At 63.3% G+C, this 23,888-nt stretch carries 26 protein-coding genes and 1 pseudogene; 12 read left to right on the forward strand and 15 right to left on the reverse strand.

The features are described from left to right. Window positions 1-19 precede the first annotated feature (19 nt). The 4 genes from KNN17_RS09035 to KNN17_RS09050 all read right to left on the reverse strand — a co-directional run bounded on the left by KNN17_RS09035 (window position 20) and on the right by KNN17_RS09050 (window position 4,101). Window positions 20-1,912 carry a heavy metal translocating P-type ATPase gene (locus KNN17_RS09035; RefSeq protein ID WP_241708408.1) on the reverse strand — a complete coding sequence of 631 codons (1,893 nt, stop codon included), beginning with the start codon at window positions 1,910-1,912 and terminating at the stop codon, window positions 20-22. Between the two features lie 62 nt (window positions 1,913-1,974). Next, window positions 1,975-3,042 (reverse strand): zinc-dependent alcohol dehydrogenase family protein, encoded by a 1,068-nt coding sequence (locus tag KNN17_RS09040; RefSeq protein WP_241708409.1) that lies wholly within the window; start codon window positions 3,040-3,042, stop codon window positions 1,975-1,977. A 60-nt stretch (window positions 3,043-3,102) separates the two neighbouring features. Further along, complete coding sequence (locus KNN17_RS09045; protein WP_241708410.1) at window positions 3,103-3,567, reverse strand: pyridoxamine 5'-phosphate oxidase family protein; 465 nt, start codon at window positions 3,565-3,567, stop codon at window positions 3,103-3,105. A gap of 63 nt (window positions 3,568-3,630) precedes the next feature. Continuing rightward, window positions 3,631-4,101: a pyridoxamine 5'-phosphate oxidase family protein gene (locus tag KNN17_RS09050; protein WP_241708411.1), complete on the reverse strand. Its 471-nt coding sequence runs from the start codon at window positions 4,099-4,101 to the stop codon at window positions 3,631-3,633. Window positions 4,102-4,268: 167 nt separating this feature from the next. Between KNN17_RS09050 and KNN17_RS09055 the strand changes: the two genes are divergently transcribed. Further along, on the forward strand, window positions 4,269-5,984 hold the full coding sequence (locus KNN17_RS09055) for a sensor histidine kinase (protein ID WP_241708412.1): 1,716 nt from the start codon (window positions 4,269-4,271) through the stop codon (window positions 5,982-5,984). Window positions 5,985-6,004: 20 nt separating this feature from the next. On the opposite strand, the gene KNN17_RS09060 is transcribed toward KNN17_RS09055, so the two are convergent. Continuing rightward, window positions 6,005-6,703: a response regulator gene (locus KNN17_RS09060; protein ID WP_241708413.1), complete on the reverse strand. Its 699-nt coding sequence runs from the start codon at window positions 6,701-6,703 to the stop codon at window positions 6,005-6,007. Window positions 6,704-6,896: 193 nt separating this feature from the next. Here KNN17_RS09060 and KNN17_RS09065 point away from each other — a divergent pair, with 193 nt between their 5' ends. The 5 genes and pseudogenes from KNN17_RS09065 to KNN17_RS09085 all read left to right on the forward strand — a co-directional run. Continuing rightward, on the forward strand, window positions 6,897-7,418 hold the full coding sequence (locus KNN17_RS09065; protein WP_241708414.1) for a universal stress protein: 522 nt from the start codon (window positions 6,897-6,899) through the stop codon (window positions 7,416-7,418). After that, on the forward strand, window positions 7,415-7,777 hold the full coding sequence (locus KNN17_RS09070) for an SPW repeat domain-containing protein (RefSeq protein ID WP_241708415.1): 363 nt from the start codon (window positions 7,415-7,417) through the stop codon (window positions 7,775-7,777). Before KNN17_RS09065 ends, KNN17_RS09070 begins: the two co-directional genes overlap by 4 nt. 69 nt (window positions 7,778-7,846) lie before the next feature. Beyond that, window positions 7,847-9,232: an MBL fold metallo-hydrolase RNA specificity domain-containing protein gene (locus KNN17_RS09075; RefSeq protein WP_241708416.1), complete on the forward strand. Its 1,386-nt coding sequence runs from the start codon at window positions 7,847-7,849 to the stop codon at window positions 9,230-9,232. A gap of 40 nt (window positions 9,233-9,272) precedes the next feature. Beyond that, window positions 9,273-9,593 carry a DUF3040 domain-containing protein gene (locus KNN17_RS09080; protein ID WP_241708417.1) on the forward strand — a complete coding sequence of 107 codons (321 nt, stop codon included), beginning with the start codon at window positions 9,273-9,275 and terminating at the stop codon, window positions 9,591-9,593. 60 nt (window positions 9,594-9,653) lie between these two features. Beyond that, window positions 9,654-10,085: pseudogene (locus KNN17_RS09085) on the forward strand (universal stress protein); the annotation flags it as partial. Window positions 10,086-10,122: 37 nt separating this feature from the next. Here the strand turns inward: KNN17_RS09085 and KNN17_RS09090 are convergent. The 7 genes from KNN17_RS09090 to KNN17_RS09120 form a co-directional block, all read right to left on the reverse strand. Further along, entirely contained in the window at window positions 10,123-10,566 is a 444-nt protein-coding gene (locus KNN17_RS09090; RefSeq protein ID WP_241708418.1) for a pyridoxamine 5'-phosphate oxidase family protein, read from the reverse strand. 19 nt (window positions 10,567-10,585) lie between these two features. After that, window positions 10,586-11,029: a universal stress protein gene (locus KNN17_RS09095; RefSeq protein ID WP_241708419.1), complete on the reverse strand. Its 444-nt coding sequence runs from the start codon at window positions 11,027-11,029 to the stop codon at window positions 10,586-10,588. A 139-nt stretch (window positions 11,030-11,168) separates the two neighbouring features. After that, window positions 11,169-11,591: an Hsp20/alpha crystallin family protein gene (locus KNN17_RS09100; protein WP_241708420.1), complete on the reverse strand. Its 423-nt coding sequence runs from the start codon at window positions 11,589-11,591 to the stop codon at window positions 11,169-11,171. Window positions 11,592-11,764: 173 nt separating this feature from the next. After that, window positions 11,765-12,193: a pyridoxamine 5'-phosphate oxidase family protein gene (locus KNN17_RS09105; RefSeq protein ID WP_241708421.1), complete on the reverse strand. Its 429-nt coding sequence runs from the start codon at window positions 12,191-12,193 to the stop codon at window positions 11,765-11,767. A 115-nt stretch (window positions 12,194-12,308) separates the two neighbouring features. Then, a complete protein-coding gene (locus KNN17_RS09110; RefSeq protein WP_241708422.1) occupies window positions 12,309-13,310 on the reverse strand; it encodes an alcohol dehydrogenase in 1,002 nt (333 codons plus the stop codon). A 90-nt stretch (window positions 13,311-13,400) separates the two neighbouring features. Continuing rightward, window positions 13,401-14,078, reverse strand: a complete 678-nt coding sequence (locus KNN17_RS09115; RefSeq protein ID WP_241708423.1) for an NADPH-dependent F420 reductase — start codon at window positions 14,076-14,078, stop codon at window positions 13,401-13,403. Between the two features lie 83 nt (window positions 14,079-14,161). Further along, window positions 14,162-14,773, reverse strand: a complete 612-nt coding sequence (locus tag KNN17_RS09120) for an NADPH-dependent F420 reductase (RefSeq protein WP_241708424.1) — start codon at window positions 14,771-14,773, stop codon at window positions 14,162-14,164. Window positions 14,774-15,121: 348 nt separating this feature from the next. Between KNN17_RS09120 and KNN17_RS09125 the strand changes: the two genes are divergently transcribed. Beyond that, complete coding sequence (locus KNN17_RS09125) at window positions 15,122-16,816, forward strand: APC family permease (protein ID WP_241708425.1); 1,695 nt, start codon at window positions 15,122-15,124, stop codon at window positions 16,814-16,816. A gap of 57 nt (window positions 16,817-16,873) precedes the next feature. Here the strand turns inward: KNN17_RS09125 and KNN17_RS09130 are convergent, their stop codons facing one another. From KNN17_RS09130 to KNN17_RS09140, 3 genes are all read right to left on the reverse strand, one after another. Beyond that, the gene (locus KNN17_RS09130) at window positions 16,874-17,899 is read right to left on the reverse strand and encodes an NADPH:quinone reductase (RefSeq protein ID WP_241708426.1); all 1,026 of its coding nucleotides are present in this window, start codon (window positions 17,897-17,899) and stop codon (window positions 16,874-16,876) included. An 85-nt stretch (window positions 17,900-17,984) separates the two neighbouring features. Continuing rightward, window positions 17,985-18,827 carry a sulfurtransferase gene (locus KNN17_RS09135; protein ID WP_241708427.1) on the reverse strand — a complete coding sequence of 281 codons (843 nt, stop codon included), beginning with the start codon at window positions 18,825-18,827 and terminating at the stop codon, window positions 17,985-17,987. 50 nt (window positions 18,828-18,877) lie between these two features. Next, complete coding sequence (locus tag KNN17_RS09140; protein ID WP_241708428.1) at window positions 18,878-19,036, reverse strand: DUF1059 domain-containing protein; 159 nt, start codon at window positions 19,034-19,036, stop codon at window positions 18,878-18,880. Window positions 19,037-19,100: 64 nt separating this feature from the next. Here KNN17_RS09140 and KNN17_RS09145 point away from each other — a divergent pair, with 64 nt between their 5' ends. The 5 genes from KNN17_RS09145 (at window position 19,101) to KNN17_RS09165 (ending at window position 23,883) form a co-directional block, all read left to right on the forward strand. Further along, complete coding sequence (locus KNN17_RS09145) at window positions 19,101-19,853, forward strand: AfsR/SARP family transcriptional regulator (RefSeq protein ID WP_241708429.1); 753 nt, start codon at window positions 19,101-19,103, stop codon at window positions 19,851-19,853. A 48-nt stretch (window positions 19,854-19,901) separates the two neighbouring features. Next, window positions 19,902-20,447 (forward strand): pyridoxamine 5'-phosphate oxidase family protein, encoded by a 546-nt coding sequence (locus KNN17_RS09150; protein WP_241708430.1) that lies wholly within the window; start codon window positions 19,902-19,904, stop codon window positions 20,445-20,447. A 387-nt stretch (window positions 20,448-20,834) separates the two neighbouring features. Continuing rightward, complete coding sequence (locus tag KNN17_RS09155) at window positions 20,835-21,773, forward strand: 5'-3' exonuclease (protein WP_241708485.1); 939 nt, start codon at window positions 20,835-20,837, stop codon at window positions 21,771-21,773. 157 nt (window positions 21,774-21,930) lie between these two features. Next, entirely contained in the window at window positions 21,931-22,305 is a 375-nt protein-coding gene (locus KNN17_RS09160) for a DUF7793 family protein (RefSeq protein ID WP_078105326.1), read from the forward strand. A gap of 39 nt (window positions 22,306-22,344) precedes the next feature. Then, entirely contained in the window at window positions 22,345-23,883 is a 1,539-nt protein-coding gene (locus KNN17_RS09165) for a putative bifunctional diguanylate cyclase/phosphodiesterase (protein ID WP_241708431.1), read from the forward strand. Window positions 23,884-23,888 lie beyond the last annotated feature (5 nt).

Genomic DNA, 23,888 nt, shown 5'->3' on the forward strand with positions numbered 1-23,888 from the left:
GGCAGGCTAGGGCCGAAAGTCACGGTCTAATTTTCGGAGACGGGAGGGGTAGGAGAACAGGCTCTGGCGAATAGGCGCCCGGCGTTCGGCTGCGTCCCAGGGCCCGGAGCGCATTCAGGATTGCCGCGAGATCCACCAGTTCCTGGAGGAGAGCGCCGGCCACTGCCGGGACGAAGCCGAATGCTGCAGCTGCCATCAACCCCGCGCTGAGGAGAATTCCTGTCCAGATGCTGGTTCGGGCGATGTGGATGGTGCGCCGGCCGATGTCCACGGCATCTGCCACTTTGGATAAGTCATCGAGCATGATGACGACGTCGGCTGATTCGCTGGCTGCGGTGGCTCCCTTGGCACCCATTGCTACTCCCACGTCGGACGCGGCCAGGACAGGTGCATCGTTGACGCCGTCACCGACCATCATGACGGGGCGATGGTTCAACTCAGCGACGGCAGCCACCTTGTCGGCAGGCAGGCAATCGGCCAAGACCCGCGTTATCCCGGCTTCGGCCGCAATATGTGACGCGGTGGAAAGAGTGTCACCGGTCAGGAGCAAGGTTTCGCGCACGCCGAGGCGTCGCAGCTGGGCCAGGGTGGCTACCGCGTTTTCCCGCAGAGGGTCGCTCATGATCAGCGTTCCGGCGAAGCGCTTGTCCACTCCGACATAGATCCGAAGTTGCCCGCTGGCCACGTCTGCTTGTTCGAAGCCGGTCGTGGCCGAGCCAACGAAGCCAGCTTTCCCAACCACCACAGTCTGGTCCCCACAGACAGCCGTGACACCTTGCGTCGCGTGTTCATTGGCGCTGCTGACGGGGAGCAGGAGCAGGCCGCAGGATCGCGCGGCATCAATCACGGAGGCCGCCAGCACATGGGAGGAAGACTGTTCAGCGGACGCTGCGAGTTGGAGTATTCGCCCGGGAGAGGTCCCTTCTGCGGCGGTCGGGGCGACCCGTATCGCCTGCAGGGCGGGGCGGCCGTGCGTGAGGGTTCCGGTCTTGTCAAAGACTGCAGTCCGGACTCGGGCAAGTTGTTCGAGGGTACCTGCATTCTTGATAATGATCCCCGAGCGGGCTGCGCGGCTGGTGCCCGCAAGGAATGCTACAGGGGCCGCGATCAATAGGGGACACGGTGTCGCAACGACCAACACCTGGGCGAATCGTTCTGGATCCTGACTGACGTACCACGCGATTCCGGCCAGCAGGAACGCAAACAGCGTAAATGGCACGGCGTAACGGTCCGCAAGCCTGACTGTCGGTGCGCGGCTCGCCGCAGCCTCTTGGACCAGGGCCACGATTCGGCCGTACTGGGAGTCTGCGGCAGTGGCGCTCGCGACCATGCGAACGGCTTCTTCGCCGTTGACCGATCCGCTCATGAGGGCGTCGCCCTTGCCGTGCTCGACCGGCAGGCTTTCGCCAGTCAGGGAGGATTCATCGAAAGTCCCGGCGGGGGAGAGCAACAGACCGTCTACCGGGACGATTTCGGACGGTTTGACCAACAGCGTGTCTCCGGAACGGATGCTCCTCACGGGAACCTCTTCCACAGGGTTGCCCGGGGTCTCGCGGTGCGCGATCCGCGGAGCCCGCTCAAGGAGGGCTTTCAGTTCGTGCGTAGCCCGTCCGTGGGCAAATTCCTCCAGGGCGTCTCCTCCGGTGAGCATGAGGACGATGATGAGGGCCGCAATATATTCCCCCACCACGAGGGTGCTGACGATGGCCGTCACCGCCAGCAGGTCGATGCCCCACCGTCCCCGGAAGAGATCCCTGATCATGGACACGGCCCGGTACGTGGCCACAGCCAGTGCATAAATAGTCGCTGTTGCCTGTGCGGCAGGCATTTGACCGAGGCCCAGCAATACCCCAACGCACAATCCAGCGAGGAGCGTGGACGCTACCAGGGGAAAACGAAGGATCAAGGCCATGGGAGCCGCCCCGCTCGGGTGTGCCTCCTCAGGGACGAGCCTCAGGGAGGGTGAAATGATGCCTAGTGGTGGGATTCCCGGTTGAGAATGACCTTCAGTGCGTGTGTTTCAGCCGCCCTGGAGAAGGTGTCGTAGGCATCGATGATCTGTGCCAGGGGGAAGTGGTGGGTCGCAAATTTCTCGGCGGGAATCTTGTGCTGGGCCACCAGCTGGAGCAGCATCGGGGTCGTGTTGGTGTTGACCAGGCCCATGCTGATGTTGAGGTTCCGGATCCAGAGGTCCTGGAGGCGCAGTTCAACGGATCTACCGTGTACGCCGATGTTGGCCACATTTCCGCCCGGGCGCCCGAGCCGCAAGGCCATGTCGAAGGTGTCCGGGATTCCGACTGCTTCAATGGCGACATCCACTCCTGCGCCGTCGGTGTGGGACATGACGTCGCTGATCCACCCGGGATCGTCTGGGTTCACGACCTCGGTTGCGCCGAACTCCCGGGCTCGGGCAAGGCGGCCTTCGTTCGGGTCGATGGCGATGATCGTGGCGGCGCCGTAGAGATTCGATGTGGCCATCGCAGCGAGGCCGATGGGGCCGGCTCCGACGACAGCGACGACGTCACCTGGCTTGACGTGACCGGCCTGGACGCCGATTTCGAACGCCGTGGGCAGGATGTCGGAGAGCATGACCGCTTGGTCGTCGGTGACCCCCTGAGGCAATTTGTAGAGCGAGTTATCCGCGTAAGGGACGCGCACGTAGTCGGCTTGGGTGCCGTCAATGAGGTGGCCGAATATCCAACCCGTTCCGGACTGGCCTTCCTCCCCGGCGCAGTGCGAGTAGAGGCCCTTCTTGCAGTTGCCGCAGTGTCCGCAGGATTTGATGCAGGAGATGATGACGCGATCTCCGGTCTTTAGTCCCGTTACCGAGGAACCCACTTCGGTGACCGTTCCGACGCCCTCATGCCCGAGGACCCGTCCCTCCTGGACTGCCGGTACGTCGCCTTTGAGGATATGGAGGTCCGTTCCACAGATCGTGGTTGTGTCGATGCGGACGATGGCGTCGGTTGGATGGATGATGATGGGGTCCGGAACGTCGGTCCAAGACTTTTGTCCTGGTCCGCCATAGACGAGTGCTTTCATGATTGATCCATTCAAAGAGTGCAAGCCGTGCCCCCGGTGACACCGGGAAGCAACGGCAAGTCAGTGGAAGAGTTCGGAGCGGGCATCCCACACGGGGGTATCCCAGATGTCGGGCCGGGTGGTCTTGAAACGTCGCCCGGTCAGAGCATCCAAGGTGAGGCGAACATAGTGGCTCTTACTGCCCGGCTGCCACGGATCGAGGTGCAGGGCGTCGGCGGCTGACTTTTCCTCCCGGTCGACGATGAGGTGCGCCTGGCCGCGGACAACGACGCTCCAGGCCTTCCCGGAGCCCGCGTCGAAGCCGTCGATTTCGAGAGCGCAGGCGTCCCGCATCGAGCTCCAGAATTTCGTGCCGATCCCTGTACGGAAGACGATGGAGCCGTGGTCCACGATGTAGTTCACCGGGAAGATGTCCGGATGGTTCTCGACAATCACGGCCAGCCTGCCAACGGTGGTTTGGCCAAGCAGTTCAAGGCATTCCTCAGGGTTCAGTCTTTCGATCGCATCCGCTGATTGAGGGTTCATGAGCCTGACGCTACCGGCGGCTGTCCGACGTCGTTAGGGGCTTTAGGCCCGCCGTGCGCCCCTTCATTCGAGTCCGGCGCGGGTGGCGTCGTCCAAGGGACTCCACCAGGTCAGGGGAGGGGTGACGGTGAAGCGGCGCCCGGTGATCGACGTCGGGACGATGCGGATGAAGTGGTCTTTGCGGCCCGCTTGCCAGGGGAAAAGGAGCAAACCCACCGTATCGAGGACCTCCTGGGTGAGCTTAATGGCACCAGCCTGCCCTTTCACGACCACGCTCCACGCCACCCCGTTGTCCGGATTGACGCCGTCGGCCTCCAGCGCAACGGGTGTTTCGCCGAGGGCTGAGTGGAGCTTCGTTCCTTCTCCGGTCCGGAAGACGAGGGTACCGTGGTCGACCTTGTAGTTGATCGGGAAGATGTCGGGGTGGTCTATTACCCAGACTGCGAGGCGTCCTACGGAGACGCCGCGCAAGAGTTCCCAGCATTGTTGAGGTTGCAGGATCTCTGGCTCAGGTGTTGATGGCTTGTTGGTCATGTCGCAGAGGCTACGCCCGGGGATGAGAGGGAAACAGGGCACAAAGGCCCATCGCCTCGCGGTCATCTGGGCGAGCACGGGACTCGGTAGTAGTCTGGCATCGGATGTGCCACCTGGCGCGACACGGGTACCTGCCCCGTGTGGCAATACCGCTCGAAAGGCAGTAAATGAACGGTTCTACTCCAGATCCTGTGCGGGCCGATCGCCCGCACGTCCCCGGAATCAGGATCGAAGACCTCCTCCGGGACTTCTTGTCCAGGGCGGGAGAACTCCTCGAAGCCCAGGAGCATATGCGCGGACTGCTCGAAGCTGTTGTCGCGGTCGCCGAAGATTTGAGCCTCGAGGCTGTGTTGGACAGGGTCGTGACGTCCGCCTGCCGGTTGCTGCACGCCCGCTACGGGGCCCTGGGGGTAATCGGTGAGAACAAATCACTAAGTCACTTCGTCACGGTCGGCATCGACGAGGACCTTGCCAGCCGTATCGGCCCGCTACCGACCGGGCATGGTGTCCTCGGCCTGCTGATTACGGAGCCTGCGCCGCTTCGCCTTCATGATCTTCACGAGCACCCCAAATCTTACGGATTCCCCGAGAACCATCCACCCATGAAATCCTTTCTCGGTGTCCCTGTGCGCGTTCGGGACGTCGTTTTCGGCAATCTCTATTTGACCGAAAAGGAAGGAGGCGGCGATTTCACTCCCGAAGATGAGGATCTTGCCGTCGCGTTGGCCGCCGCCGCTGGTGTGGCCATCGAGAACGCACGGCTTTATGAGGACGCCCGCCGACGCTCGTCCTGGCTTGAGGCCTGCATGGATGTGACCGGCCGGATGATCGGCGGAGACCGGACGGCGGAGCCGGAAATTGTCGGGCTCGACCAGATTGCCGACCGGGCGCTCCGGGAATCGGAATCCCAGCTGGCCCTGATCCTCGTTCCAGATGAGGGCGTGGGCTCGTATTGTGTCGCGGGTGCCGCAGGGACTGAAAGCGCACATTTCGCCGGAAACATCCTGCCTATGGATTCCGCCGTCATCAGGTCAGTCGCGGCCACCGGGATGCCCGCCTGCATCGACGAAGCGGGAGACCTCCTCGGACCGGCTCACGGCTTGTCCATCGGAAGACTCCTGGCGATCGATCTCAGCGCCCAGGGCGCCCACCATGGGCTTCTGGTTCTGGCTCGATCTCCTGGAACGGGGCCCTTTGCGAAGACGGATGTGGAGATGGGCGCAGTCTTTGGTTCGCACGTGGCCTTGGGCTTGGAGCTTGACCGGATTCACCGGCTCCGTGAAGAGCTTGTGGTTTTCTCGGACCGGGATCGCATCGCCCGGGACCTGCACGACCTTGTCATCCAGCGCCTTTTCGCTGCTGGACTCAGCATCCAGAGCCTGCGGCGGTTCACGACAGGCGAACCTGCCTTGACTCGGATCAATGCGGTCACCGCGGAACTGGATGAAACCATCAGGGACCTCCGAAACACCATTTACTCGTTGCATTCTTCCGGGGAGCAGGAGTTGCTGAGCAGCCGGATACTGCAGACTGTCCGCACTGCCACCAGGTCGCTGCCCTTCGCCCCTCACCTGACGATCATCGGGGCAGTCGATTCCGTGCTCGACGACGGAATCGTCATCAACGCGCTGGCGGTCATTTCCGAAGGCCTCAGCAATGCGGTCCGTCATTCCGAGGCGCAGGCAATGAGCGTTTCCGTCTCGGTGGAAGATGGCATGCTGACATTGATCATCAAAGACGACGGCAGGGGCTTCAGGGATGCTGTCCCGGGAAATGGTCTGGTCAACATGCAACAGCGGGCCTTGGAGCTGCGCGGTTCGTTTGAGGTGACCAGCGCCCCGACGAAGGGCACAACCGTGGTGTGGTCGGTTCCGGTCCACTGAGGTTCCGGTCCGCCGGACCGTCAGCGGACGGTTCCACGGTCCGTATCTGGTCCGTGGGCAATATGGACCGCCGCCTGGGTGCGACGTTCGAATCCCAGCTTCGCCAACATCGAGGAAACGTAGTTCTTCACGGTTTTTTCGGCGAGCTGCATCAGTTCCCCGATTTGCCGGTTGGTCAGGCCCTGGCCCACTAGGTCAAGGACCCGCCGCTCCTCGGTAGTCAACAAGGCGACCCTGGGATCTACGCGATGGCGTTCCGTGAGGCGCCGGATGATTTGCGCCTTCACCCCGCCATCAAACAAGGACTCGCCTCGCGCGGCGCGCCGGAGCGCACCTATCAGGTCGGTGCCGCCGATTTCCTTCAAGACATACCCCGCCGCCCCCGCAAGGACCGCTCCACGAAGAGCTTGTTCGTCGTCGTAACTGGTCAGAATCAGGCAGTTCAGTGTGGGGTCAACGGAGCGGACATCCCGGCATACTTCAATGCCCGTGCCGTCGGACAATCGGGCGTCCAACACCGACACATCCGGGTGCAACGCAGGAATGCGTCGGACCGCCTCCTCCGCCGAACCGGACATGCCAACCACCACGAAGCCTTCGCTTTCCAGCAGTTCCTGAAGTCCCCTGCGGACAAGCTCATGATCGTCCAGGACATACACACGGATCGGCGGTACGCCGACGAACCGGGCATCGCTGGGGGATCGTACTGGGCCATCCATGATCCTCCTGTCCGGCAGCCCGTGGCTGCGGTCCCGCCGGCCCGTCATGGTTTGCCCGGCAATGTCATTTTTCCGTGCCCGCCAATGGCAAACAAGGGCCGAAGGACCCAAGCCGGGGCCATGACTTTCGGCCCTGTTTGACGGGGAATTTTCTGCCCATTCTTAGAGAAAACGCGGAACGGAAGGGAACACCATGACCACGGGAGCCCGGCACGGCAAGATCATCGTCGGCGTCGACGGCTCTGATGCCTCCGTAGAGGCCCTGCGCGAAGGCCACCGCCTCGGATCAGCACTGGGAGCAAACGTCGAGGCGTGGGCATGTTGGGACTTTCCCGTGGGTCATGAGACCTACGAAATGATGGGGCGGGACGGATTCAGCCATCAGGCATCCGAAATACTCCGTGACGCCATGACGAGGGCCTTCGGCTCCCAAATTCCTCGAAACGTCCGGACCAGGCTCGTCCTCGGCGCCGCGCGGCAGTCGCTCGTCGACGCCAGCAGATTCGCCTCGTTGCTGGTCGTCGGACGGCGCGGACACGGCGGGTTCAACGGCCTGTTGCTTGGTTCGGTCAGCGCGGCCTGCGTCGCCCACGCCCATTGTCCCGTTCTCGTCGTCCACGCGCCCGATGCAACCGCACACCCGGAGCCCCGTCCCGGCGCCGCCGGGGCGGCCATCAGAAAAACCCAACCGATCAAAGGAGCACGATCCAGATGAAGAAGTGGACTCGTTGGCAGGACTGGACGGTCATCGCCGCCGGCGCCTATGCCGCACTCTCGGTGCTGTGGACAAGTCAAGGTGGATCGTCCACAGCGTTCATGGTCATCCTCGGTGTCCTGCTGGTCGCCGCCGGTGTGACCAACCTGGCCAGGCCGGGGATGCCGGCCGCCGAATGGGCGCAAGCTGCGTTCGCCGTCGTCCTCCTCGTTGCGCCTTGGATTGCCGGCTTCACCTCCATGACGGGGAGCGCCTGGAGCGCCTGGATCCCGGGCGCGGTCGCCGTGGTGGTCACGGCCTTGGCGATCAAGCCCAGCACGGAGGAATACCGTCATCACCACGTGATGCCGGCCCCGTAGCCGCGCAATTCCGGTCCGGGCATCCGGCAGCGCCCGGATGCCCGGCACTGCCAATATCGAGGAGGCAACATGAACAGCACACGCCCGGCACGACTGCGGTTTTTGGGAGCGACGGACACTGTCACGGGGTCCCGCTATCTCGTCGAATCCGGGGACACTCGGATCCTTGTCGACTGTGGCCTCTTCCAAGGCTATAAACGTATCCGGGACCGCAACAGGGTGCCGTTTCCCGTCCCGCCCGGTTCCATCGATGCTGTGCTGCTCACCCACGCGCATCTTGACCACACCGGATATGTTCCGGCACTGGTCCGGGACGGCTTCACGGGGCCGATCTACGCTACCCACGGAACCAGTGAACTGTGCAAGCTGCTGCTACCGGACAGCGGCCATCTTCAGGAAGAGGAAGCGCGTTACGCTGACCACCGGGGCTCCTCGGCGCATGTTCCCGCTCTTCCTGTGTACACCGCGGCAGATGCGGTCAGGTCCTTGAACGCTTTCGAGCCCCGGGACTTCGATACCCCGCTGGATCTTGGAGACGGCATCGTGGCCGCTTTCCTTCCGGCCGGACACATCCTGGGCGCAGCCCAAATCCATTTAGACATAGACGGGCGTTCAATACACTTCACCGGAGACCTGGGCCGTGCCGACGATCCCCTCATGTTCCCGCCGCGGGAACTGGAGGCCACCGACATTCTTGTCACTGAATCTACGTACGGTAACCGGAGCCACCCGGACCAGGACCCGGAGGCCGAGCTCGGAGCGGTCGTGTCCCGCGTTGCCAAACGAGGGGGAGTCGTCATGATTGCCGCGTTCGCCGTCGGCCGCGCAGAAACGCTGATGCTCCACCTCACGAGGCTCCGTCACAAGCACCTTATTCCGGACATTCCGGTCTATCTCAACAGCCCCATGGCCATCGACGCTTCCTACATGTACCGGCAGCATGCGGATGAACACCGACTGCTCGTGGACGAGTTCGAAGACATGTACAAGCTGGCCACCATGACACGCACCGCAGACGATTCCAAGCTTCTCAATCTGAGGGGAGGACCCATGATCATCATCTCCGCCAGCGGCATGCTCACGGGAGGAAGGATCCTTCACCACCTTGAGGCCTATGGTCCGGATCCGAAAAATGCCATCGTCCTCAGCGGCTACCAGGCCGGAGGAACACGCGGTGCCGACCTGGCGGCCGGAGCGAAGGAGCTCAGAATCTACGGCCAGGACGTCCCCATCCAGGCCGAGGTCATACACATTGAAGGATTCTCAGCGCATGCCGACGCCGACGAAATCATCCGTTGGATGCACGCAGCGGACCAGGCACCGCAGATGACCTATATCACCCATGGCGAACCTGCCGCCTCCGATGCTCTGCGGCGTCGCATCAAACGTGAACTGGGCTGGAACGCGAGGGTTCCCGAACATCTCGAAGCAGTCCCGCTCGACAACCCGCTGTAGCACCAATAGTTTCCACCCACGCCGGCAAAGGAGGCCCGTGATGGCTCTCTCTGAATACGAAAAGAAGACCCTGGAACAGCTCGCCCAGGAACTGGAACGCGATGATCCGAAATTCGCGTCCAAGATGAAATCGATGACTGAGCCTGCTGCCGGGAGGCACTTGGCATCAGGCATTTTCACCGCACTCGTCGGATGCCTTGTCCTGCTGACGGGTGTCGCGGCCCGAGCCCCGGTTTTGGGAATCACGGGATTCATTATCATGGGCACCGGAGCGTACGTGGCCTCGAAGTGTATCGGTTCCCCGAGGTTCCGACGGCGTCCGAGTTCTTCTCCGCTGCTTGGACCCGCAGAGCTCGGGTAGTTGAGGTGGAACCGACAGTTGATGTTCGAACCGTATTGATCCCGCCGCGGAGTCGTCGTCGGAGTGGACGGTTCGGAGGAATCAACGCAAGCGGTAGCCTTCGCTGCCGCAGAGGCAGAGGCAGATCGTGAAGGGCAGGAACTGGCCGTGCTGCACGCCTGCCCGATACCAGGTGCCTGGTTGCAAAAGGGGTTGCCCAAGGGCAGTTTCGTCGAGCAGTTCATGGAAGAAGAACAGGTGGTCCTTGCCGAGACAGTTGCCGGCCTGGCGGGAAGGTACCCCGACCTCGTGGTCCACAAAGTCCTGGCCACCGATCCCCCGGCCCAGGCCCTCGCTGAAGCCGCATCGACAGCGAAGCTGCTGGTCCTCGGCAGCCGCGGCAGGGGCGGACTAAAGCGTCTCCTGCTGGGCTCAACCGCCCACGCAGTCCTTGCCCAACTGGCGTGCCCCACCATCATCACCCGGATACGCCGGGTCAAGAACAGCAAATAGCGCGGACGCCGTCGACGCCTGGCGCCCGAAACCGGATTCAGGCCAGATGCACATGTCGGCCAGTCACTACCGCAGCGTGGATCCGGATGAAGTCATTCCTTGGGCCGCCTGCCCAGGGCTCTTCCATGACCTGCCCCGAAAGATAGGTCAGCAGCGCCGGCTCGTCCACGTGTGAGGAAGGACCGCTGACAAGGACCGACCACCCTTCGCTCCGGTCGGGCCGTGCCCCATCAATCTCGAACGATGAACTCAGGCGAGGCACGGCGTCGCCGATGGTCCCGGCAGCGGAGGTGCGGAAGTAGATTGCCCGGCCGTGGACGAGGTAGCTGACGGGCAGGATCATCACTCTGTTCTTGTAGTTGAAGCCGAAGCGGCCTGTGTCCTGAGAGCACAGCAACTCCCAGCACCGCTCCTGGCTAAGCTCCTGCGTGACGTGCCGGGCGCCGTCGAAGCGGCCCGGATCCATCTCGGGAACGGACATTGGTTTCTCCTCGCGCCGATCAGCTCGCTTCCGGAGCATGGACAACAAGGACCGGGCAGTGGGCGTGGGCGACGCAGGCGGAACTCACCGATCCGATCAAGAGCCCGCCAAATCCTCCGTGGCCACGCCTGCCGAGAACGATCAGGTCGGCTTCCCGGCTCGCTTCGATGAGGGATTCCCGTGTGTGACCGCGGACAACGCGTGAGACGACGTTGTCCGGCAAATCCGGACCGAACACCTTCGCCAAGGATTCCTTGAGGACCTGTTTGGCACTTTCTTCGAAGTCGTCGATGCCCATGGCCACGTAGCCGCCATAGACCTGGGGGAACTCCCAGCAGACCGTAGCTATTACCTGCGCTCCCAATGGCACGGCGAGGCTCTGAGCTTGCCTCAGCGCCTCGATGGAGGCTTCCGATCCGTCAACGCCAACAACGATCCTGGCTGTGGATGCTTCCCCGCCCATGACTTTCCTCCCGCGATAAGGTTGAATCCGTACCCCGCTAGCGTGGCCCGGGGCTGTCGCGGCTTGTAGGGCCGAAAGTCACAGCCGGGATCCGCGCCAGCGGGAGGCACGGTCCGGCCCGGCGGCAGGACCGTGTGGCCTACTCCCGCGTAATCGGGATCTTGTGAGCCGAGGAGGGTTGGACCCTCTCCGGAATCGGGGCCCTCACTTCGAGGACGCCGTCCTTGTATGAAGCGGAGACGTCGTCCTTTTGGACCGTATCCGGCACTGGCAGCCTGCGGACGAAGGAACCATAGCGAAATTCCGATCTGTAGCTGCCCTTGTCCCTTTGCTCCTTCTTCTCCTGCCGTTCAGCCCTTATTTCAAGAAACCCGTCCCCAAGCGTGATTTCAACATCCTTCTCCGGATCGATCCCCGGCAGTTCGGCGCGAACCACCAGGGTAGTGCCTTCAACCAACTGTTCGACCCGGATCCCGGATGCTGCCACATCACCTTCGAAAAGCCGTTCGATCATCTCAATGGGTGAACGGCGGTTATCGAACCACCTGATCAAGTCCGTCATGGCTGCCTCCTTGCTTCGATCCGGTCAGGCCGGAATCGGCCTGACTCTTCCAGAATGCGAAGCACGGGGAGTAGATCACAGAGTCTTTGGTCCCTTATGCCCCGCCTCCGGGTTGCGCCGTGGGGCCAGGGAGGCGACGGTCGGATTCGGGACCAGGAATCCTGCGGGTCCGATCACTCGGAGGGTGCGTTGATCACGAACCTTCGGCCGCTCAATTCCGCGGGCGTGACCCGGACCAGATGGTCTTTGGTGCCAGGTTCCCACGGAGACAGTTCCATTGCTGCGGACTCCTGAAGATCGTCGGCCTTCGTGACGATCTCGGCATGGCCTTTGACGATGACGCTCCAAGCGATGGTGCCATAGGTGTTGAAACCGTCGGCCTCCAAGGTGATCGTTTTCCCGGCCAGGACTGCGTCCAGTTTGGTGCCCGGTCCGGTCCGGAATATTACCGTTCCCTCGTCAGGCAGGAAATTGACGGGAAAGATCTCCGCGCTGTCGCCACTGACCACGCCAACCCTGGCGACGGAGGCGGAACGGAGGTATCTCCAGCACTCATGGACACTGAGCACTTCGGTATCGGGCCTCGACTCTGAATTCTCCATGTGGCTGAGCCTACAGATCCGGGCCAAGCGGCAATAGAGGAATGGATCTTTGTGGCGGCACGATTGGCGCCCGTGTCGGGAATGGACACGGGCGCCAACAATGCGCGGGCCTTCGTTAGTCGTTGGTGAGGACGACGCGGAAGCGGGCCTGGCCTGACATCATGCGGTCGAAGCCTTCGGCTGCCTTCTCCAGCGGGTAGGTCTCGATCATCGGGCGAACGCCGGTCAGCGCGGCGAAGCGGAGGGTGTCTTCGGAGTCTTTCGCGGTGCCGGAGGCGTGGCCGGCGACGGAGCTGCTGCCCATGACGAGGTCGGCTGCGCTGACGGCGAGGGGTTCGTGCGGGACCCCGACGACGACGAGCCGGCCCCGGGACGCAAGTCCAGGGATGGTGACCGACATGGCCTGGGCGTCGGTGACGGTGGCCAGGACAACCGTGGCGCCGCCGAGTCGCTTGAGTTCGGCCGCGACGTCGGTGGTGGTGCTGTCGATGTAGTGGTGTGCGCCGAGTTTCTTGGCGAATGATTCCTTTTCGGCGCCGCGGGCGATGGCAATGGTTTCGAAGCCCATCCTGGCGGCGAACTGGACCCCGAGGTGGCCCAGGCCGCCTAGGCCGAGGATGGCGACGCGGTCCCCGGGGCGGGCTCCGCTGTGGCGGAGCCCGTTGAAGGTGGTGACTCCCGCGCACATCAGCGGGGCGGCTTCGGCGAAGCTGAGCGCGTCGGGGACGAGGGCGACGGCGTCGGCGGGGGCGACCAGGTATTCGGCGTAACCGCCGTCAGAGCTCAGGCCGGTGACCTTTCCGACCGTGCATGCGATGAAGTCCCCGCGCTGGCAGGATTCGCATTCGAAGCATGCCCCGCCGAACCAGCCAACGCCCACGCGCTGGCCTTCAGTCCAGCGGGTGACGCCTTCGCCTACGGACTCCACGGTTCCGGCGACTTCGTGGCCTGGGGTGCGGGGGTAGGAGGAGGACATGCCCGCGGCCGCCATGGAGTCGCTGTGGCAGATGCCATTGGCAGCGACCTTGATCAGGACATGCCCGCGCGGGACCTCGGGAACATCGAGTTCGACCGTCTCAAGGGAGGTTCCGGGGTTGGCGAATTGAACAGCTTTCATGGCGAGATGCCTTTCGTGAGTAGGTTTATGGATTCGCGGCCGTGCCGGATCGACGATCGAGCCGGTCCGGCACGGCCAGGTCTGGAGGATCTAGCGGACGATCTTGAAGTTGAAGTCCGGTGTCCCGAGGGCGCCCCAGAGGCGGAGCCAGACGGGCAGGAGCATTTCGGTGCCGCGGGCGGTGGTGATGTCGCCGAGGTCAATGACGTCCTGGTGGCCGAAGCTCTTCAGGAGCCCGGTGACGGTGTCCTTGGCGTCGGCGTCGTTCCCGGAGACGAAGACCGTGCTGGCCTCGGCCAACCGGTCCGGGTGGGTCATGAGGGCTGTGTTCATGGTGTTGAGGGCCTTGACCACCCGCGCGGCGGGAAAGGTGCGCTGGATCTGCTCGCCGAGGGAATCGGTGTCTTTCACGAACAGGGTAGGGGGCATGCCGTTGCTGAAATCGAGGGGATTGGCGATGTCCAGGATGATCTTGCCGTCGAGGTTTCCGGCCCCGGCCTGGGCCAGGACGTCCAGGGAAGCGCCGCCGTTCGTGGCGTTGACGATGATCTCGGCGCCGACGGCGGCATCGGCGAAGGCTGCCAGGGTGATACCGGGGTTTTCCGCGGCCCAGGCCCCGAACGGTGCGGTGCCCATTGCGTCGGGCTCGGTGCGGGCCAAGGTGGCCTCGGGGTCACGGGTGCCGATAGTGACGGCATGGCCAAGTTCAGCGAGGCGGGCTGCGATGGTGCGGCCTACGGTGCCGGTTCCGAGGATGGCGGTCTTCATGGATGGATCTCCTTGTTCAGTGCGGATGGTCAAGTACGGATTGGGGTACAGGAACCGACTGCGGGATGTGACTGCAGGAATGGTCAGCGGGTGAGGATTTTGAATCCGAGGTTGCGGCCGAACCCGGCTTCGAAGGCAAGGGTGAACCAGAGGGTGACGAAGTCGTCGACGATTTTCGCTTTGTCGTTGTCCCCGACCCGGATCGGGCGCAGCCCGGTGGCCGCGATGAGGGCTTCGGCGACGGCTTGGGAGGGGCCCGCGGGCCCGCTGTAGAGGAGGTCGCCCGTTTCTTCACCGTAGCAAGGATCCTCGAAATTTTCCCAACCCAGGCTGTTGAACGCTCGGTACGCCGGGGCGGTGGGGGCGTGTTCGGCGATCAAATCAAGGCTGTTCATGGTCGGGGCGCCGATGTTGTTGGTGGCGTCGATAACCACCTTGTCCGCCAGTTGCCGGCCGTAGGCGGGGATGGCTTCGACCATGGCGGCGCCGTTGATCGCCCACACGACGGCCTCGGAGGAGTCGATGGCTTCCTCAATACTCGTAACGCGGGCTCCCGTGTGGCGGGCGTCCTCCAGGCCGTCCCGGCCCGGGTTGCGAGTACCGATGGTGGCCGTGTGGCCTGCTTCGGCGAATCGGGCGGCGAGTGTCCTGCCGATAATTCCGTTGCCGATGACCGCTACGCGAATGCCGTTCATCTCGGATTCCTCCTTGTTCCGCTGAGTAAGCAGGGCGTCGGTCCGATGTGATGGATCGTTCTCAAACAGTTTGTGACGGAACGATCCGTCTGTCAAACTGGATGCAAGGCAACAGTGGACGAAGGTTCAGGGGGAGTGTGGCTTCCGTGGCACGCAGGAGTGGCGCGCTGCCGGGAACCCGGCTCGGGGCTCGCTCCGACCGCCCGGCTTTTCCCCAGCTCAGAGTCCCTCCGGAAATTTCCCGAGCACTTTAGCGAGTTTCCTCGCGGTGCCTCTTTCCAGTTCGCGGCGGCGTCGCTATCGTCAAAGGATCATGACTGTATGCGACCCTCCGAGGGAGTGGTTTGTATGGCAAGTGAGGTTGTCGTCAGGCCCGGCGAGGGGCGGTTGCATGCCCTGAAAAGGGTGGTCGGGTTCTGGGGATTGCTGTTTGTTTCCCTCGGTTCGATCATTGGGTCGGGCTGGTTGCTGGGTGCCCTCGGTGCGGCGCAGACTGCAGGTCCGGCGTCGATCATTTCCTGGTTGCTCGCGGCGGTCCTGCTGGTGGTTCTGGCCCTCATTCATGCCGATCTGGGGGCGGCCTATCCGGTGGCCGGTGGCACGGCGCGGTACCCGCACTACGCATTCGGTGCCCTTGCCGGATTCACCGCGGGGTGGGCCGGATACCTTCAGGCGGTCACGATCGCTCCCATCGAGGTAGAGGGGAGCATCACCTATCTTGCCAGCGCACCGTGGGCTTCGGGCATCAAAATGGTGAACCCTGACTCCACACTGACTCCCATCGGGTTGCTCATCGCAGTTCTCTCGCTGGCACTCTTCACGGTAGTCAATCTCTTGGGCGCGAAGTGGCTCTCGGACAGCAACATCATTCTGGTGATCTGGAAGACGGCGGTTCCGGTCCTCACGATAGTTGTGCTCATCATCCTGACCTTCCACCCGGGGAACTTCAGCCAGGGGGCGGGTGGCTTCGCGCCGAACGGCATTCACGGGATTTTCGCCGCACTTCCGCTCGGGGTGGTGTTTGCGCTTCAGGGGTTCGAACAGGCCGCCCAGATGGCAGGCGAAGCCCGCAACCCCAAGAAGGATGTTGCGCGGGCGATCATCATCGCGATGTTCGTCGGCGCGGCGATCTACATCCTTCTGGAGGTGGCGTTCATCGGGGCCCTCAACCCTGGTGACATCGCTCATGATTGGAAGAACCCGGTGGGAGCCGGTTCATTCGGTCCTTACTACGAGCTGGCCATTGCCGCAGGAGCGGGATGGCTGGCCACCGTTCTTCTGATCGACGCTGTCATCTCTCCAGCCGGCACAGGCTTGGTCTACGTCGGAACCTCCGCACGGATTTCCTACGCGCTCGGCGAGGACGACGCCTTGCCTGGCTCGCTCACCAAGGTCAGCAAGCGGGGCGTTCCGTTCGGATCCATCCTGCTGTCCTTCGTGGTGGGAATGATCGCCCTGTTGCCGTTCCCCAGTTGGCAGTCCCTGGTCGGGCTGGTCACCGATGCTACGGCCATCATGTACGCGTTCGCTCCGGTTTCCCTGGGTGCGCTTGTCCGCCAGCACTCCGGGCGCGAACACCCGTACCGGGTTCCATGGCCGTCGATACTGACTCCGTTTGGGTTCGTGGCCGCCAACCTGATCATTTATTGGTCCGGGTTCGAGGCGATATGGAAGCTGCTGACAGCGATTCTCCTGGGCCGCATCATTTTCGAAATTGCGCTCCGCCGCTCCAAGTCCCTGCAGCAACGCCGCGACATCGACTGGCGTGCCGCATCCTGGATCTGGCCGTGGCTGATCGGCATCCTTGTGATCGGGCTCCTGGGCCGCTACGGAAGTGGATCCCTCAACGTCCTGCCTGAGTGGATCGACATTCTCTTCGTGGTTGTCTTCAGCCTCATCATGTTCTACTACGCGGTCAGCCTCGCGATGAAGCCCGACGATATTGCGGCCGCAGTGGAGGAAGACGAATTTGAATTCGGATCCATCGACCTTCCGCTCACGCCCAAGGTGACGGGAACATCGAACCCCTCAGATAAGGGGTGATTCGCCCCGGTTCTGTCGTCAAGCGCTTGGTCGCGGCCGTCACCCGGAGGGGTTCACTCAAGAATCGGACACGTCGATCAGGATCTTTCCGACGGAGCCTTGCTCGACGGCGTCGTGGGCTGCCGCGGTTTCCTCAAGCGGAAAGCGGACTAACGGGAGCCCGTGTTCGTTGCCGACACGTAATGCCCCTGCGGTTAGTGCATCGGTGACGGCCGCAACGGCCGCCTTCTTTTGCTGATCGGCAACGGTGTACGTGAGGACGAACTGGTATTGAACGTTTTTGGCCATACTCTCGCGAATGGGAATGGCCAAGGATTCACCGGGTGCAGCAGCATAAATGGAAATGGTTCCCCCGGGCTTCAGCACCTCGAGGTCAGTGCCGATGTTCGCCGGAGCATTGACGTCGACGATCGTATCAACGCCTCCGGGGGCTGCTTGATACACGGTCTGCGCGACGTCGGCAGTGCGATAGTTGATCACACAGTGCGCACCCGCCTGACGGGCAAGTTCACCTTTCTCCTCCCCGCTCACGGTCGTGATAACCGTCGCCCCCGCCCAGCGGGCGAGCTGAATGGCCGCGTGCCCGACGGCGCCCGCGCCTCCCGTGACAAGCACCACGCTCCCTTCCAAAGATCCAGGGGAGAGCCTGGCCGGTCCGTTTTGATTGGCTGTCAGCGCACGGTGTGCGGTCAACGCCGGGATTCCCAGGGATGCGCCAGTATCGAAGGATTCCGTGTCCGGAAGTGTGACGGCCTGCGCCGCCGGCACCACCACATATTCCTGGGCTGTGCCCTCATTGCCGCCCCACGCAACGTCCCAGAGCCACACGCGATCTCCGATGGACAATCCCGTTACTCCGGGCCCGAGCTCGTCGATCACGCCGGCGCCATCCTGGTTGGGCACCTTTGGTTCCTTCAACTTGTTTCCGGTCCCGCTGCCGGCCCGGGACTTCCAGTCTGTGGGATTGACTCCGGACACCACCACCCGGACCCTGACCTGGCCCGGTCCCGGTGAGGTCAGTGGCTTGTCTTGCAGAGCCAGGACCGACGACGGCCCGGTCCTTTCGTACACGATGGCTTTCACCGTTGCTCCTAGTCTTTCGGACCTATTTGGTCTCCTTCCGCCATTATTCTCCGGATTCCGGCTCGCGGTGAGCGCTTTTGCAGCACTAGCGCGCTGAAGCGTGCGGTGCCTCGACCGGGGTGTCGGGGCACAGACCCCATTCGGCCCATGATCCGTCGTAAACCCGGACACCGTGGTGTCCGAGAATTTCGGTGAGAACGTACCAAGCGGTGGCCGCGCGGCCCCCGACGGTGCAGTAAGTGATCAGCTCGTCTTGGTCGTTGAGCTCGGACACGCGCATCGCCTGACGCAGTTCGTCAATCGGGAGGAAGGCGCCGTTCTGGTCGTAGAGATCACCGAACGGCCGGTGGACGGCCGTTGGGACGTGGCCGGCGCGCCCTCCCGGCTCCATTCCGCCGGAGGGCCAGAACCGTTCGCCGACGAATTCGGCCTCGGAACGGACATCCAGAATCGCCGTTCCAGGGCGGCCGATGGCCTGCCGCACGGCGCGCATGTCCACGAACAGCCGCTGGTCCCGTTCGGCGAGCCGGTACGGAGCCTCTGCCACAGGGATCGAGGACGTGCCGTAGGGATGTCCTTGGGCGCGCCAGGCGTCGCGGGAGCAGTTCAGGATGCCGACGTCGGCGTGCCCGTACGACTTGAGCAACCAGTAGCCGAGCGCCGGAGCGTAGCCGTAGCATACGACCGTCGACGCCGGCCCGATGCCGGAGCGGACCAACAGCCGTTCGAACGCGTCCCCGTCGATCGGGCGGTACCGTTCGTCTTTCAGGTCGGCGTAGATGTTCCACAGGACGGCGCCGTCGATGTGCCATTGGTCGTAGGCGGTCGCGGAAACATCAACCTCGACGACGCGGACCGCAGGATCGTAGAGGTGATTTGCCAGCCAGATGGGTTCGATGAGCATGTCCACATTCTGCGCGCTTGTCATTGGCCCAATATTGGCTCAAAGTTGGCGCTACATTGGCGTCGGGCGTCCGCCTACTCCACTTGGATCCACCCGAGCAGATCCTCGCGGCTGACGGCTTGGAGGAGGGCCGGGTGGTCCCTGGCCAGGTGGCCGCGGATCGCTCCGATCACTTCCTCATCCGTATCGCCGCGGACGACGAACCCACATTCGCATCGGATGAGCTTCGCCATGACGACCTCCCAAACATTGCCGGGCCCTCTCCGGAGCGACGAGGGCGCATGAGATCATGGTGTCATGAGCGTGCAGTCAACGCTGCGTCTCCAGATCTGCGGGCCACTGGTCATAGAGCGGGACGGTGTCAGGCTTGATCACGGCCTGCCGGGTCGTCAAGGGCGCCTGATGTTCACCTATCTTGTCGTCAACCGGCACCGGCAGGTGCCCCGCGAGGAACTCGCCGAGGCGCTGTGGAACTCTCCCGATTCAGCCGGGATCGACGCGCGCCTGAATCCGTTGCTCTCAAAGATTCGCCATGTCTTCGGTCCGGAGACAGTGGATGGGCGCGTCACTGTACAACTGCATCTCCCGGACGCATGGATTGACCTCGAAGCTGCGGTGGACGCCATCCACCGGGCAGAGTCTGCGGTGGCCCAGCAGGATTGGGCCCGGGCTTGGGGACCGGTTCTGCTGGCCCTGTTCGTCTCCGAACGTGGATTCCTGCCGGGGGAGGACGCGGATTGGATCGATCAGACCCGGAACCAACTCGTCGAGATCCGGCTGCGGGCCCTGGAATGCTACGCCGCCGCCGAGCTCGGCCTCGGCGGCGCGGAACTTGCCGGAGCGCTCCGTGCCGGCCGCCGGCTGATCGCCTTGGATCCTTTGCGCGAAAGTGGGCATCGCTTCCTGATGAAGGCTCTTGCCGCCCAGGACAATCTGGCCGAGGCGCTGGCCGTGTACGGCCGGCTGTCCGATCTTCTTCGCGACCAGCTAGGTGTCTCGCCCGGCCCGGGTACCCGTGCGCTTTACCAGCAGCTCCTCGAGCGGACCTGATCCTTGACGAAGCGCGGGGTCCGCATCCCGTTCCACTAAGCTCAGGTCGTGGCCCAAATATTTGATTCCATAGATGAGAAGCTGAAGGCGTGGATCGAGGAACAGCCCATGTGGTTTGTCGCAACCGCGCCCCTCGGAGCAGACGGGCATGTGAATATGTCCCCCCGCGGCCACGACTCGTTCTCAGTCCTGGATTCCCATCGCGTCGCTTGGGTCGACTACACCGGCAGCGGCGTCGAGACCATCGCGCACATCCGGGAGAACGGCCGCGTGTGCCTCATGTTCAATTCGTTTGGCCCCCGGCCCCGAATCGTTCGCCTGCACGGCCGCGGCTCAGTGTTCCTTCCGGGAGATGCTGTATTCGAAGAGGTGGTGGCACTCCATCCGCACCACCCGAGCACCAGGGCGGTCATCTCTGTGGATGTCACACGCGTCAGCGACTCATGCGGATGGGGCGTTCCCGTCATGGAGATGACCGGAGAGCGCGACCTTCTCCGTCTCCAGGCAGAGAAAAAGGGCGTGGAGGGCATGTCTGCCTACCGCGCCGAAAGGAACGCTCGGAGCATCGACGGTCTGCCTGGATTCCCTCTCTGATGGACCGTAGGTTCACCCGCACGGGCTGGCGCCCCTCCGGCCGTGGCAGCGACCACCTACCCGGCTCCGGGCAATGGGTACGGAACCGTTTCCGACGGCACCGTAGCCCGCGGCGAATCCATTACTTTCTCCGGAAGCGGCTACATCGCCGGCGAAACCATCAACATCACCTTCCAACGGACCGGCGGCAAGAAGGCTTCGGATGGAGGGTGGCCCGCTCCGCCGAGCTTCAGCGTCAATGCCGACGGCACGGGCGCGTTCTCCACCACCATTACCTTCCCGGACGGCGGCAACGGCAAGGGCAATTCCGGTCTGGCTGCAACACGTTTCAGGGGGCAGGCGGCGGGGCGGATCGCCGGATCGGGTTTGTTGATGCAAGGATCGGTTATGCCTCACCGCCTCATGCTCCTCGATACGGCCTCTCTGTACTTTCGGGCCTTCTTCGGCGTACCCGATTCGATCCGCCGGGCCGACGGTACGCCGGTGAACGCCGTTCGCGGCCTGCTCGACATGATCGCGAGGCTTACCACCGATTATGGGGCGACGCATCTGGTGGCGTGCTGGGACGATGACTGGCGTCCACAGTGGCGGGTGGACCTCATCCCGACGTACAAGTCGCATCGTGTCGCGGAGGCGGTAGAGGGCGCTCCCGACGTCGAAGTGGTGCCGGACGCGCTGCAGGTGCAGGTTCCGATGATCCGGCGGGTGCTCGGCCTCGCGGGCATCGCCGTCGTCGGGGCCGCGGGACATGAAGCCGACGACGTCATCGGCACCTATGCGAGCCACGCGAAGCTTCCTGTCGACGTCGTGACGGGAGACCGCGATCTGTTCCAAGTGGTCGACGACGCCGGCGAGGTGCGCGTCATCTACACGGCGAGAGGCATGAAGAACCTCGAGATCGTGACCGACGCCGTCGTCGTCGGCAAATATCGCGTGCTGCCCGAGCAGTACGCCGATTTCGCGACGCTGCGCGGCGACGCCTCCGATGGGCTGCCGGGCGTGGCCGGGATTGGCGAAAAGACAGCGGCGTCGTTGCTGGCGGCATACGGCACGCTCGACGCGTTGCTCGCTGCAGCGGCGGATCCCGGCAGCGGATTGGCGGCGTCGGTGAGGTCCAAACTCGCCGCGTCCGCAGACTATCTGGCGGTCGCGCCCGTTGTTGTGAACGTCGTGCGCGACCTCGCACTGCCCACCCTTGAGGAGGCGGGAGCGCGGTTGCGCCCGGTCGACGACGACTCGCGCCGCGAACTTGAGCGTCTGGCTACGGACTGGAACCTCGGCGGCTCGATGAAGCGATTGCTCGACGCTCTCGAACTCTGCCTGTGAGCGGGGGAGGGGCTTGAGGACAAACGCGCGGGAAAGCTACGCTGGCGGGGTTGGCGAAAGCTCGGCCCCCGGCGTCGTTTCAAGGGAAGCCGGGAAGCCGGATTACTTTTTGGGAGTTGCCGAAGAGATCGGCGGCTGCCCGGGGGAGGACGTGAGCGTGGTACCGGAAACAGCGGACGGTGAAAAGTCCAGTGTCGTCTTGAGGGCCGACGGACTTCTCCACTTGCGTTGGGCGCCCGGGGTCGCCATCCAGGTTGACGACGCCCGCGAAGCCATGGCGAAAGTCAATGAGCTATGCCAGCAGGAGCAGCATCCAATGCTTGTCGACATGGCAGCAGTCGCTTCCGTAAGCCGGGAGGCCAGGGGCGTGTGGTCTATTCCCTGCGGCGCGTCGCGCATAGCTTTGTTGGGCACGTCGCCCGTGGACCGGGTCCTCGCGAACTTCTTCCTCGGAGTGCACGTCCCGCCTTGCCCGACTCGTTTCTTCACGTCGCGCAGTGAGGCCATGGACTGGCTTGATGCGGGTGCGTGAGCCGCGGATGTGCTTCCGGCTTCTGCACGCTGGGATCGCATGAGCTCGAAGAAGAGCGTTGAGGACCCGCGCCTGCAGCTGCTGGTTGATGGGGTTGTCCGATTGGCCGCGGGTGACCTGGAAGCCCGCATTGAACCGTCGTCGCATCGTGACGACATTGATGCTGTCATCACCGGCGTCAACCTGCTTGCGGAGGAACTGGGCCACATCCATGCGGATCTGGAACAGCGGGTGGCCGCCCGCACGGCCATGTTGCGGCGAACACAGGTCGAGCTGGAACAGATGGCCAAGACGGATGCCCTCACCGGTCTTGCAAACAGGACGCTGCTCACCGAGCGGATCCAGGAAGCGGTCAGGTCCAGCGCGAACGGCGGAAAAGCTCCGGCCGTATTGCTCCTGGATCTGGACTCCTTCAAAGCCATTAACGACATCCTGGGCCACAGCGCAGGTGACGCCGTGTTGGTGGAAGTTGCCAAGCGCCTCCGCTCCGCCGTCAGGGCGACGGACACGGTGGCCCGCCTGGGCGGGGATGAGTTTGCCATCCTCATTGCCGCAGCCACGGAAGCTGAGATTCTTCGAATTGCGCACCGCGCATCGGAGTACCTGCAGGACAGCATGTGCATCGGGATGGAAACGGTGTGGGCGATGGCAAGCATCGGCGTGTGCATCGGTACTCCGGGGTGTCGGGCTGAGGAGCTGATGCGCGATGCCGATATTGCGATGTATCAGGCCAAGGCGCGGGGCCGCAACAATGTTCAGCTCTTCCACCCCGACATGCTCGACGCCGTTCAGGAACGGTCGCGAATAACCGCCGAGCTACGCACCGCTGTTGCCGGAGGGGAGCTGGCGCTGCTGTATCAACCGGTGGTCGAATTGGCCTCCGGCCGTGTCATCGGCGTCGAAGCCCTCGTCCGATGGCACCACCCTGTCCGCGGAACCATCATGCCGGGCAGCTTCATTGGCATCGCAGAAGAAACCGGCTTGATCTTTGAGCTGGGACGGTGGGTGCTGCATGAAGGTATTGCCCAAATGGTGCGCTGGAGCCAAACAGATCCGGACCTGCCAGACTATTGCCTGCACATCAATCTTTCTGCCGCGGAATTGCTTCGGACAGACCTGCTGGACGACATCAGGGACACGCTGGCACGGTACGCCGTGGAGCCGCGGCGTTTGGTCTTGGAGATCACCGAGACCGTGCTGATGGCCCGTGAGACCGGACAAGAACAGGTCCTCAGCGGACTCCGGGAGCTGGGTGTGGGGCTGCAAATTGACGACTTCGGCACGGGCTATTCGTCCATCAGCTACCTCAGGTCGCTTCCGGCGGACACTGTGAAGGTCGATCAGTCCCTCATCAAGGGCATGGAGTCGGATCCACGGCAGCAAAAGTTTGTCTCTGCGATTCTGCAGCTGATTTTCGCTGCGGGGCTCAACGCCACCGTGGAAGGCATCGAAACCGCCGAACAGGCGGCGCAGCTGGGGGCCATGGGTTGCCTCTATGGGCAGGGGTACTTCTATGGATATCCGGTACCTCCCGTGGAAATACCGGATCAGCTCCGCCGGCCCGCACGGCGTCTGTAGAGTTA

The organism is Arthrobacter bambusae, from assembly GCF_022606295.1.
Taxonomy (GTDB): Bacteria; Actinomycetota; Actinomycetes; order Actinomycetales; family Micrococcaceae; genus Arthrobacter; species Arthrobacter bambusae_A.

Coding starts and splice junctions, on each gene's coding strand:
- KNN17_RS09035 (WP_241708408.1), bottom strand. CDS start 1,912: ATGGCCTTGATCCTTCGTTTTCCCCTGGTAGCGTCCACGCTCCTCGCT.
- KNN17_RS09040 (WP_241708409.1), bottom strand. CDS start 3,042: ATGAAAGCACTCGTCTATGGCGGACCAGGACAAAAGTCTTGGACCGAC.
- KNN17_RS09045 (WP_241708410.1), bottom strand. CDS start 3,567: ATGAACCCTCAATCAGCGGATGCGATCGAAAGACTGAACCCTGAGGAA.
- KNN17_RS09050 (WP_241708411.1), bottom strand. CDS start 4,101: ATGACCAACAAGCCATCAACACCTGAGCCAGAGATCCTGCAACCTCAA.
- KNN17_RS09055 (WP_241708412.1), top strand. CDS start 4,269: ATGAACGGTTCTACTCCAGATCCTGTGCGGGCCGATCGCCCGCACGTC.
- KNN17_RS09060 (WP_241708413.1), bottom strand. CDS start 6,703: ATGGATGGCCCAGTACGATCCCCCAGCGATGCCCGGTTCGTCGGCGTA.
- KNN17_RS09065 (WP_241708414.1), top strand. CDS start 6,897: ATGACCACGGGAGCCCGGCACGGCAAGATCATCGTCGGCGTCGACGGC.
- KNN17_RS09070 (WP_241708415.1), top strand. CDS start 7,415: ATGAAGAAGTGGACTCGTTGGCAGGACTGGACGGTCATCGCCGCCGGC.
- KNN17_RS09075 (WP_241708416.1), top strand. CDS start 7,847: ATGAACAGCACACGCCCGGCACGACTGCGGTTTTTGGGAGCGACGGAC.
- KNN17_RS09080 (WP_241708417.1), top strand. CDS start 9,273: ATGGCTCTCTCTGAATACGAAAAGAAGACCCTGGAACAGCTCGCCCAG.
- KNN17_RS09090 (WP_241708418.1), bottom strand. CDS start 10,566: ATGTCCGTTCCCGAGATGGATCCGGGCCGCTTCGACGGCGCCCGGCAC.
- KNN17_RS09095 (WP_241708419.1), bottom strand. CDS start 11,029: ATGGGCGGGGAAGCATCCACAGCCAGGATCGTTGTTGGCGTTGACGGA.
- KNN17_RS09100 (WP_241708420.1), bottom strand. CDS start 11,591: ATGACGGACTTGATCAGGTGGTTCGATAACCGCCGTTCACCCATTGAG.
- KNN17_RS09105 (WP_241708421.1), bottom strand. CDS start 12,193: ATGGAGAATTCAGAGTCGAGGCCCGATACCGAAGTGCTCAGTGTCCAT.
- KNN17_RS09110 (WP_241708422.1), bottom strand. CDS start 13,310: ATGAAAGCTGTTCAATTCGCCAACCCCGGAACCTCCCTTGAGACGGTC.
- KNN17_RS09115 (WP_241708423.1), bottom strand. CDS start 14,078: ATGAAGACCGCCATCCTCGGAACCGGCACCGTAGGCCGCACCATCGCA.
- KNN17_RS09120 (WP_241708424.1), bottom strand. CDS start 14,773: ATGAACGGCATTCGCGTAGCGGTCATCGGCAACGGAATTATCGGCAGG.
- KNN17_RS09125 (WP_241708425.1), top strand. CDS start 15,122: ATGGCAAGTGAGGTTGTCGTCAGGCCCGGCGAGGGGCGGTTGCATGCC.
- KNN17_RS09135 (WP_241708427.1), bottom strand. CDS start 18,827: ATGACAAGCGCGCAGAATGTGGACATGCTCATCGAACCCATCTGGCTG.
- KNN17_RS09140 (WP_241708428.1), bottom strand. CDS start 19,036: ATGGCGAAGCTCATCCGATGCGAATGTGGGTTCGTCGTCCGCGGCGAT.
- KNN17_RS09145 (WP_241708429.1), top strand. CDS start 19,101: ATGAGCGTGCAGTCAACGCTGCGTCTCCAGATCTGCGGGCCACTGGTC.
- KNN17_RS09155 (WP_241708485.1), top strand. CDS start 20,835: ATGCCTCACCGCCTCATGCTCCTCGATACGGCCTCTCTGTACTTTCGG.
- KNN17_RS09165 (WP_241708431.1), top strand. CDS start 22,345: ATGAGCTCGAAGAAGAGCGTTGAGGACCCGCGCCTGCAGCTGCTGGTT.